The sequence below is a fragment of the Aquimarina litoralis genome (genome assembly GCF_039523995.1).
GTDB lineage: Bacteria > Bacteroidota > Bacteroidia > Flavobacteriales > Flavobacteriaceae > Aquimarina > Aquimarina litoralis.
In genome coordinates this window covers 751882-763743 of the sequence record NZ_BAAAGE010000001.1, presented here as the reverse complement: position 1 = coordinate 763743, position 11862 = coordinate 751882, and the positions used below count along the sequence as shown (strand labels likewise).

6 protein-coding genes are annotated in these 11862 nt (G+C 34.6%); all 6 read left to right on the top strand.

The annotated features are described in order from the left end of the window. Positions 1–297 precede the first annotated feature (297 nt). Positions 298–2973 carry a glycoside hydrolase family 3 protein gene (locus tag ABD077_RS02990; protein WP_343910349.1) on the top strand — a complete coding sequence of 892 codons (2676 nt, stop codon included), beginning with the start codon at positions 298–300 and terminating at the stop codon, positions 2971–2973. A gap of 95 nt (positions 2974–3068) precedes the next feature. Then, entirely contained in the window at positions 3069–6221 is a 3153-nt protein-coding gene (locus tag ABD077_RS02985; protein ID WP_343910347.1) for a SusC/RagA family TonB-linked outer membrane protein, read from the top strand. Between the two features lie 27 nt (positions 6222–6248). Further along, positions 6249–7799: a RagB/SusD family nutrient uptake outer membrane protein gene (locus tag ABD077_RS02980; protein ID WP_343910345.1), complete on the top strand. Its 1551-nt coding sequence runs from the start codon at positions 6249–6251 to the stop codon at positions 7797–7799. A gap of 13 nt (positions 7800–7812) precedes the next feature. After that, a complete protein-coding gene (locus tag ABD077_RS02975; protein WP_343910343.1) occupies positions 7813–9015 on the top strand; it encodes a hypothetical protein in 1203 nt (400 codons plus the stop codon). A gap of 102 nt (positions 9016–9117) precedes the next feature. Next, positions 9118–10497 (top strand): endo-1,4-beta-xylanase, encoded by a 1380-nt coding sequence (locus ABD077_RS02970; protein WP_343910341.1) that lies wholly within the window; start codon positions 9118–9120, stop codon positions 10495–10497. A 333-nt stretch (positions 10498–10830) separates the two neighbouring features. After that, a complete protein-coding gene (locus ABD077_RS02965) occupies positions 10831–11757 on the top strand; it encodes a glycoside hydrolase family 16 protein (RefSeq protein ID WP_343910339.1) in 927 nt (308 codons plus the stop codon). Positions 11758–11862: the final 105 nt, after the last annotated feature.

Below are 11862 nucleotides of genomic sequence, written 5' to 3'. Positions count from 1 at the left end.
TCACAATAGAAGCCATACACTATAACGATTGAGGCAAAAATTACTTAGAATGTTGTAAAACAGGCGTTTTAGGAGCAAAATGCAACAAATGTTTTAGTATATGCTTTATATGTACTACTGTTTTTTTGATACTGTACATAAATTGTTAAAAATTTATTAATTGTTTAATTAGGATGAGAAAGAAATACTCTAACATTAAAATTCTAGCCGAGATATTCTTGATAGTAGTGGTGTTGGGATTGTTTGTTTTCATCCTTGATTTAATCTCATAAAAAACAATCTGTTTAATAAATAATAATGACAAACACGAATTCCAGAAAAATCTTTAAAAATCTTTATAAGATCAATAACCTCCTTATAGTATGTATCCTTCTTCAATTGAGTATCAGTTGTAGTACGAAGAAAGAGGAAGAAAAGGAGTATAAATATAAGGACCCTAAATTGTCTACAAGTGAGCGAGTAAATGATTTAATCAGTCATATGACACTTTCAGAGAAAGTATCACAGATGCGATATGACGCTCCCGCTATAGAACGTTTAGGGGTTCCTGCTTATAATTGGTGGAACGAATGTTTGCATGGAGTAGCTAGAGCAGGAAAAGCGACTGTTTTTCCTCAGGCGATTGGGATGGGAGCAACTTGGGATGCACCATTATTATTTGATGTAGGTACTGTAATTTCTGATGAGGCAAGGGCTAAACATCATCGATTTATCAAAGAAGATAGAAGAGGGATTTACCAGGGATTGACTTTTTGGACTCCTAATATCAATATTTTCAGAGATCCTAGGTGGGGAAGAGGTCAGGAGACTTATGGAGAAGATCCTTACCTCACTAGTAGAATGGGAGTTAATTTTATCAAAGGCTTACAAGGAGATGACCCAAATTATCTCAAAGTAGTAGCAACAGCAAAACACTTTGCGGTGCATAGCGGTCCTGAAAAATCAAGACATGAAGATAATTACCATACATCTGATCGAGATTTAAAAGAAACATACTTGCCTGCATTTGAAGCTGCAATTAAAGAAGCTAATGTACAATCAGTAATGTGTGCATATAATAGGTATAGAGATGAAGCTTGTTGTGGAAGTAATTTATTATTAAATGATATACTTCGAAAAGAGTGGGGGTTTGATGGTTATGTGGTTTCGGATTGTTGGGCAATCAATGATTTTTGGGAACCAAATAAGCATGAATTAGTCGAAACCCCTGCCGAGGCTTCTGCTCTGGCGGTAAATAGAGGAACGGATCTTAATTGTGGAGATGTTTTTGATCCCAATCTAAACGATGCAGTACTTCAGGGGTTAGTAGATGAAGATAAAGTAGATCGAGCTTTAGCTAGGTTAATGGAAGCAAGATTTAAACTAGGAATGTTTGATCCCGAAGAAATGGTGTCTTGGTCAAAAATATCGTATGATGTTGTATGTAGTGAAAAGCACTATCAGTTATCCGAAAAAACGGCAAGAGAATCTATGGTGTTATTAAAAAATGAGAATAACACACTTCCCTTAAAGAAAGATATTAAATCAATTGCGGTAATAGGACCTAATGCAAATGCAACACAAGTATTACTAGGAAATTATCATGGAACTCCTTTAAATAATATTACACCCTTAAAAGCGATTCAAGATAAACTTCCAAATGCCCAAATAAACTATGCTAGTGGAAGTCATATAGCAAAAGGTTGGCCTTTATTACATCCGATACCATCTTCGGTACTTAAGAATGGTGATACTAATGGATTAAAAGGAGAATATTTTGATAACAAGGAATGGAAAGGAACCCCAAAGGTAACCAGAAACGACAGTATCGTAAACTTTATATGGGTATCTAAAAAACCATTTGAAAATGCTACTTCTGATAATTTCTCTGTGAGGTGGACAGGAAAAATTGTTCCAGAAGAAAGTGGAAACTATAGAGTAGGATTAAGAGCTAGTAGTGCTGGTAAATTGTATGTAAACGATTCGTTGAGAGTTGATTTTAAAGATGACCATGAACCAAAAATGAAGTATTTAGATATGAATATGGTAGCAGGAGAATCTTATGATATAAAAATCGACTATTATAATTATCATACAGATCCACAGGCACAGTTAGTTTGGGCCAAATTAGATCAAGACCTTTTGGCTCCGGCAATAGCAGCGGCAAAAAAATCAGAAGTTGTTGTGTTATGTCTTGGACTATCTCCAGATATCGAAGGAGAAGAAATGCCAGTAGTCTTAGAAGGTTTTGATAAAGGTGACAGGTCAGAAATTTCACTACCAAAATCACAAATAAATTTAATGAAAGAGATCCATGCATTAGGAAAGCCAACGGTATTAGTGCTGATGAATGGAAGTGCACTTGCTATTAATTGGGCAGATGAAAACATTCCTGCTATTCTCGAAGCATGGTATCCTGGAGAGTTTGGAGGTAAAGCTATTGCAGATGTCTTGTTCGGAGATTATAATCCTGCAGGAAGACTTCCTGTAACCTTTTACAAATCTGTCGAAGATCTTCCAGATTTCAAATCGTATGATATGACCAATAGAACGTATAAGTATTTTACAGGAGAGCCTTTATATCCATTCGGGCACGGTTTGTCTTATACCAACTTTACATATGCTAACGTAGAAATTCCAGAAACAATTAAGGCGAATGAAGATATAAATGTAACCGTACAGGTTACAAATGCAGGAGAGATGATGGGAGATGAGGTGGTTCAATTATATATCTCACATAATGATGAAGAGTATAAAGGAGCAGCGCATTCTCTTATAGGATTTCAACGAATCAACCTTAAAGCTGGGGAAACCAAAAAAGTAAGTTTTACAGTTAGTCCGAAACAGTATGCTTGGATTACTACAGATGGACAAGAGCAAATTATATCAGGAGATATTCTATTACATATTGGAGGAAAACAACCAAGTAGTCTTGGTAAAATAAAAACAAGTACGACACAAATCTTAACGAAAACAGTAAAAATCAAAAGTTAAAGAAAACTTAAAATTTAACGTAATTATCAGAATATTCTTACTAAATTTAAGTGTGTTCTGGTTTTAAAAGTAAGTATAACCTTAATAAATTATATATGATAAAACTTAAACTCGCAATTATTGCATTGTTTATAATTGGGACACAGCATGTTTTTTCGCAAGAAGAAAGTGTGATTAGTGGTACAATCACTGATCAATCTGGTTTGCCCCTACCAGGAGTTAACGTTTCGGTCAAAAACACCAATAAAGGTGTTTTAACAGACTTTGATGGAAATTATGAAATTACTGGAATATCTATTGGAGATGTTTTAGTGTTTTCCTATGTAGGGATGCAAACAATAGAGAAAATTGTTGTGCAACAAGAGAAAATTGATGTCGTAATGATTCAAGAAACTACAGATTTAGAACAGGTGGTGGTTATTGGTTATGGACAAAGTAGGAAAAAAGATCTTACCTCTGCTGTATCTATAATTGGTGGAGACGTTTTGGAAAAACAAACAGTTACTAATATTGATCAAGGAATCCAAGGATTAGTGTCTGGTGTTAATGTAACTAGAAGTACAGGACGACCTGGAGGAGCCGTGTCAGTAAGAATACGAGGTACAACTTCGGTTACAGGGTCTAATGAGCCATTATATATTATTGATGGAGTAAACGTTCAAAGTTCAGAAAATAATTCCTTTAATTTTTCTCGTTTTGGAGGAACAGGAGGTCAAACTGCTTTGAGTCCTCTATCAGCATTAAATCCTAATGATATTGAGTCGATTACAGTACTAAAAGACGCTTCGGCTGCAGCCATATATGGTTCCCAGTCTTCTAATGGTGTGGTTTTAATTACGACCAAAAGAGGAAAAGCAGGAAAAGCTAAAATAAGTTATGAGACCTATGGTGGTATCCAAACGGTACCTAAATTATTGGATATGATGAATCTTAGAGAGTTTGCGGCATATTCCAACGAGGTTAGACAATCACCATCAACGAATTTGCCACCAGCACCACAATTTGAAGATCCAAGTATTTTAGGAGATGGAACAAATTGGCAAAGAGCTATTTTTAGAGCTGCACCAATAACAAATCATCAGTTATCGATCTCTGGAGGTAAAGAAAAAACAAAATTCTATGCTTCAGCGAATTATTTTGATCAAGAGGGTATTGTAATTAATTCGGGACTTAGAAGATTTGGGATGCGACTAAACTTAGATTACAAGTATAATGATTGGATTAAGTTTGGGCATAATATTAACCTAAGCAGTTCATTAGAGCAAATAGGATTAAATGACTCTAGAAACGGTACTATTGTCAATGCTTTAAGACAGACTCCTAATGTGCCCGTTAGAAACCCGGATGGAACCTTTGGTTCTCCAGAAAACGGTTTAGGAAATACGGGAGCATTAAATCCTGTAGCAGCTGCAGAAATAAGAAATAGTACATTAGAAAGATTTAAGGTAAACGGAAATATTTTTTTAGATTTAAGATTAGCAAGCAATCTTAAATTTAGATCTGACTTAGGATACGATTACAATACTGCTAAAACAGAAAGTTTTTTCCCAACTTTTGATTTTGGATCACTTTCTAATAGATTAAATTCTTCATTCAGAGGAGCCAACGAAGGCTTATATTATCTATTCAAAAATTATTTAACCTATACTCCTAGTATTGGAAATCATAATTTTGATATCTTATTGGGAACAGAAGCTCAGAAGGTACAATTTCAGGGATTATCGGGACAAAGATCTAACTTTCCAAGTAATGATGTTCCCGGTCTAAATACTGGAGATGCCGAGACATCCTTGTCAGAATCTTTTGAAGGAACAAGTTCTATATTATCTTATTTTGGTAGAATTAATTACGATTATAATTCAAAGTATTTATTTTCAGCTTCTTTACGATATGATGGGTCTTCAAAGTTTGGATCAAATAATCGTTATGGGTTATTTCCTTCGGTATCAGCTGCTTGGGTGATTAGTGATGAACCGTTTATGGAAAGTATTTCTAGCGCTTGGAGTTATTTTAAAATTCGTGCTGGATATGGTACTAGTGGAAATCAGGACATTGGAGATAATTTATTCTTAAGCTTTCTTAGAAACCAAAATACTGCGCTTGGCCCAGGATTTAGTTTAGCTAATTTTGGTAGTCCTGATGTGCAATGGGAGTCCTTAATCTCTCCTAACTTAGGAGTAGAACTAGGTTTCTTAGATAACAATATTAGATTAGATGTAGATGTATATCGAAAGACATCTAAAGATTTCTTGGCTACCAGACCTGTTCCCGGGTTCTTAGGAAGCTTAAATACCCTATCTTTTATAGGAATAAACTCACCTGTAGAAAACTTTGGTAAAATGATTAATGATGGTATTGATGTTACTTTAAACACGAAGAATATTACCAACGAAAAGTTTAGTTGGGACACTAATATTGTATTTAGTTTATACCGAAATGAAATTACCGAATTATCTAGTGATGGAGATGCTCTTATAGGTACGCTACGGGATGAGGAGATTATTGCTGATTTAACTAGATCAGAAGTAGGTCAACCTATAGGGATGTTTTTTGGTTTTGTAACAGATGGACTTTTTAGGGATATTGATGATCTAACGGGGTCTGAACCTGCTGCTATACCTGCAGAAAGTTCAGTGAACGAGGCCAATGGTACTTGGCTGGGAGATGTACGATTTAAAGATTTAAATGATGATGGAGTGATTGATGATAATGATAGAACATTTATAGGAAATCCACATCCAGATTTTACCTATAGTATCACTAATAATTTCCGCTATGGAATGTTTGATTTATCGATATTCTTACAGGGAACTTATGGAAATGATATTTATAATTATACCAGAACGTATATTGAAGGTGTAAATCGATTTAATGCCAATCAAGCTACTTCCGTAATTGATAGATATAGTGCTACCAATACCGATGGGAGTTTACCAAGATATTCTGATGGAGATAAAAATGGAAACAATAGAGTTTCTGATAGATTTATAGAAGACGGTTCTTATCTAAGAATTCAAAACGTGACTTTAGGGTGTACATTACCTAAAGATACATTTGGAGAAAAAAATAAGTTTTTCGATCAGATAAGAGTATATGCTACGATTCAAAACTTATACACATTTACTAATTATTCGGGATATGATCCTGAAGTAGGATCACTTAATCAACAAGCGATATTTAAAGGTATAGATTTTGGTCGATATCCAGTTCCAAGAACAATGACACTGGGACTTAATGTACAATTTTAACAGGAAAAAGAAAATAATATGTTAGGTATGAAAAGTATTAAGAGAATTTTTACGTGTGCTATCGTATTGACCCTATTCTCATCATGTGGTGAAGATTTTTTAGAAAGTCAAGTAGTAGATGCTATTACAGAAAATAATTTTTATCAAACAGATGCGCAGTTATTAGCAGGTGCGAACTCTTTGTATGGGCAATCCTTTTTTACTACCAATGATAAGTTTATGTATTCTTTGGATATGTTATCTGGTAATTCTATTGGTTTTGAGGGAGATGCGCCGTGGAGATTGTTCTCTGTGGGAGTAAATAACGGGGTGTTATTGGAAGGTTGGGAAGGTTTCTACAAAGGAATTGCAGATGCCAATCAATTATTAAAAGTAGTAAGTCAACCATTAAATGAGGAGATTTCTGAAGATGTCAGAAATCAGGTAGAAGGTGAAGCAAGATTTGTTCGAGCTTTTTCGTATTTCTATTTGGTGCGTTTATGGGGAGAAATTCCAGTGATCGATGAGGTAACTTCAGATACTTCTACGTTGTATCCTTTAAATACAGTTTCTAGTATTTACGCTTTTATAGAGAATGATTTACAAAAAGCAGCAGAATTATTGCCTATAAGTTCTGCAGGATCCATAAGAGTAGGTAAAACAGCAGCTTGGGCTTATCTCGCAGAAATGTATTTAACGCTAAAAGATTATGATAATGCTAGAGACTATGCCCAAATGGTTATAGATAGTGGAATACACAGTCTACAACCTAATTATCAAGATCAGTTTATTGACCCTTCGGCGAGTGTAAATGGAGAAGGGATCTATAGATGGGTTTGGACATCTATCAATGGATTATGGGGTATTCAGAATACCAATCAGGCATATCTTATAGCAAGCGATGATGTCATAGGTAATGATGGTTCATTTGGTTCTGTATCCCCGAGTATCGATTTGTTTCAATCCTTTGATAAGATTACGGATTCTGGAGAAGAAGACCTGCGTAGACAATGGATTATTTGTGAACCTGGAAGGTTCTATCCTGAGTTATTAACTAGTGAAGGAGGGTGGACATTCCCAGAAAATGGAGATGATTCTTCAACCAGATTAAGATATAGAAAATATGTAGTTGGTTCTCTAGAAGAACATCCCAATGTGTTTTTTATGCGAACCGACATGAGTACTCAATTAATGAGATATGCAGATGTATTGATGATTTATGCCGAAGCCATAATGGGTAATGCTGATTCCACTGGAGATGCAGCTGCTGTAGATGCGTTTAATCAAATACGAAGAAGAGCCGGATTATCCGAAAAAGGGATGATTACAAGAGAAGCTCTTATGGATGAAAGAAGAATCGAATTTGCTTTTGAAGCAGGTAAATTCTGGTTGGATTTAGTAAGAATGGACAGAGAAACGGCAAAAGACATTATTAGAAATCAAGATAGAGGAACAGTGAATACCTTGGTTCCCTTTAATGTGGAATCTCTATTTATAGACGGTATTGATGATAATGACTTTTTGCTGCCAATCCCATCTGCAGAGTTATCATTTATAGATACAGCGAGTCCTGCAGTAGATTACGTAATTAATGACTAATAAATAAGTAATGATGAAAAAAAATAAAGAAACGATGTATATCAAGAAGTTACTTGTTTTGTGCTCAGTAGTTAGCTTATTGATATGTATATCATCCTGTGGGGATGATAACGGAGATGGACTTCAATTTGGAGATCCACAAATAGTAAATATAGTATCACTGGGAGACGAACCTGCTATCAATGAAGGATTTCCAGCAGAACTAGTGAGAGTAGAAGGTACTGGATTGAATGATATGAAGGAAATTATCTTCGATGGAACAGTGAACACCTTTTTTAACTCTACATTAAATTCTAGTGTAGCATTGTTTTTTAATGTTCCGTTTGATGCTGATCAGGGGAGTCGTTTTGGAAATCAGACTGTAACCTTTACAAACCTTTATGGAGAATCTGTTTCCACAGAGTTTACCATTAAGCAACCAGCTCCTACCTTAACGGTAGCGGACACATTTTCACCATCAAAAGGAGAAGCAGGTGTAGAAATGAGAGCATTTGGAAATTGGTTTTTTAATGTAGAAGATGTACTTATTGATGGAGAATCAGTAGGTGATTTTACAGTAGTTTCTCCACAAGAAATCTTGTTTACTTTCCCAGAAGGAAAAACAGAAACTACAGAATTTACAGTAGTTACAGCTGGAGGAATGGTTTCTAAAGATTTACCAATCGTTGGGGGAGTAGTTCAGATCTTATTCAGTGATTTTGATGGAAATGGAATACCAAATATTAATAATGATTATAATGCAGATTGGTTTAGTTACGGTGATAATATATTCCAAATTAGTAACGGTTTAGGAGTAGATGGAAGCGGTGGAGCAGAACTTGTTTGGGATGACACAGGTACTGACGGATTTACAGGAAGTGGACATCAAGAAGTAGCACCTGTAACTACCTCCACGGATTCTGAAAATGCTTTTGTTGTTCTCGATATTAATGGAGATGATTATCCAGGAACTGTTATGGAGTTTATTCTAAAAGATGCAACTACCGATAACTGGATTTTTAAAGTACCACTAACTGGATCAGGATGGCAAACACTAAGATTAAGACTATCCGATTTTGGTTTTGGCTTCGATGTTAATAATCAAAGTATGGGGGATCCTAATCCTGCTACGCTAGTAGCTATAAGAATGCAAATCAGTCATGAGGGAGACACAGGAGTGGTACCTTCAGGATATAGATACGATAATCTTAGACTAGAAGTGCTAGAGCTAGACTAAAGCCCTTTTCAAAATAAAATAACAGTAATGCATGTCCGGAGGAATCATATATAATTTAATAGGTCGTACTCCTCTGGATATGTGTTCTATAAAATAATTACTATGAAAATAGAAAAAGTATACACTAAGGTTTTCTATACCTTAATTTTTATCACATTAATGAGTTTTGTGGCTTGTTCTGATGATGATAATACATTAAGTTTTTCAGCAATCCCACCAGTTGCAGAAGAAGCTTCTGAAATTAACTTTACTAGTTTTACAGCTAACTGGAATAATGTGTTTCTGGCTAGTGGGTATGAGTTGGATGTAGCAACAGATCCTAATTTTGGATCTTTTGTGCAGGGATACGAAAGTTTGGCAGTAAATCAGTTATTTCAGGATATATCAGGTTTGTCTTTAAACACTCAATATTACTATAGAGTAAGAGCAATAGTTAATGGTGAAGTTTCAGAAAATTCTAATACCATAAGTGTAGAAACTAATGAAGAGTTCCCTGAAGATGTAACCCTAAAATCAGCTACCGAAAATAATTTCTTTGTGGGTGTAGCAGTATCAGAAGCTAGAACAAACATCGCTGCTTATGATCAACTTTATACTACGGAGTTTAGTAGTATTACCGCTGAAAATGATATGAAAATGGCGTCTATTTTTACAGGGATAGATGGTTCGGGGAATATTATTTATGATTGGAGTAAAATTGATGCGTTAATCGATTATGCAGAAGATAATAATTTAAATGTACATGGACATACATTAATATGGCATAGAAGTATTCCGGAAGCTTTAGAGAATTTTACCGGAACAGATCAAGAATTCGAAGACTTAATAGAACAGTACATTACAGATGTATTTACAAGATATCAAGGTAGAATTAATTCTTGGGATGTTGTAAATGAAGCAATCGATGATGATGCGAGTATCCAATGGAGAAATACATTATTCTTGCAGCGAATGGGAGATAATTATGTAGAGAAATGTTTTGCTTTTGCGAGAGCGGCCGACCCCAATGTAAAATTGTTTTACAACGATTACAATATGACCTTCGATGGTACAAAAAGAGGAAAAGTACTTGATATGGTAGATGATCTATTAGCAAGCGATCTTATAGATGGTGTTGGATATCAAATGCATATTGATTATAACTTCCCAACCAAAGAAGAAATACAACAAGCTACGGATGAATTAGTAGCAAAAGATGTATTGGTACATTTTGCAGAGTTAGATGTAAAATTGAATGCAGCGAATGATTTAACAGATCTTACAGAAGAGCGATCTCAGGCGCAAAGACAGAGAGTACGAGAAGTAGTCGAGATTTTTAATGCGATTCCGCAGAATAAAAAATATGCTATTACTGTTTGGGGATTAAAGGATGATGATACCTGGTTAATTCCAGAGAATAATGGAAGACCAGAATGGCCTCTTTTATTCGATGAATCATTTGAAAGAAAACCTGCCTATTTAGGATTTTTAGAAGGACTATAACACGCACATATATCCTTAAAACCGAAGGAACCCTGTAAATTAATATAGTTTACAGGGTTTCTTTTTTCTAAAAAAATGTAAGTATAAAAAGTATTCACTACTAGGAATGAACGCCAGACGAGTACAGAATATATTTTCTTCTTTTATCTACTACAATTTAGCACACAAATGCAGCAAATATTATAGTATATGCTTTTTTTGAATCATTAATTTGAGACTTGTGTTTTTAAATTGTTAAAAAATTACACTTTACATAATCATCAGTGTTTGGTGATATGTAACATGGATAATGATAATTCGAAAAAATACTAACTCAATATAAATTAATAAATTATGAAAACTCTTAAAACAACTATCTTATGGTGTATGTGTAGTATCTTCTTTATATCTTGTGATAAAGATGAACGATCAAATCAAACTTCAGAAGACCTTAAAAATGACCTAATCGTACAGTATGGTGATGGCGAAAGCGATACCTTATCTAATAAAAACAACGAATGGACCAATGTTTTTGTTGATAATTTTAACCAAGGAGGAAATTTAAACAAGTGGGAACGAACACATGGCAGAAATGATTATAACTCCAGAATTTGTGCCTATAAATATTGGAACTCTTCTATCCAAAACTTTGATAATAGGAGTTGTCTTCGATTACGATCTTATAAAGTAAATAACAATAGTTATGAGTCGGGTCATGTAAAGTCAAAATTCAACTTTAAACCAAAAAGAAATGAGCAGTATCGGGTATCTGCAATGATAAAATTTACAGCTCAGGATTATAATAACGCAACTAGACAATTTAAAGACACCTATGGAGCTTGGCCAGCTTTCTGGACGGTTGATGAAAGCGTATGGCCGCAACATGGCGAAATTGACATTATGGAAGGCTTTACATTCGGTGGATGGAGCCAGTATTCTAGCAATTTATTCTACGGAAGAAACTTCTTGCAAAATGAAATGGGAACTAGTGCGGAGCGTAAATATAATTTGAATGATAACAACTGGCATAAATATGATATGTATTGGACTAACCAGAACGGGAATGTATATATAGATGTATTTGTAGATAATAATCAGGTAGCCAACTACGGAAATTGGGTAAATCCAAATTTAAAATTAGAGAACTTTGGACCTCATAACGTAATTCTGAATATGCACATTGGATCGGACAATTCCCTTTTTGATAACGGTAGAATCAATCTTTTTAAAAATACATTTATGTGGGTTGATTGGGTACGAGTGGATAAAAAAAACATATAGTCTCTAAGGTTTCTTTTTATTTAGAAAAGCGTTTGCTTGTCCATAATTTGCAAATGCTTTTCCTCCTATTTATGTAATAAATATTATTCCGTTTAATTGAGAGTT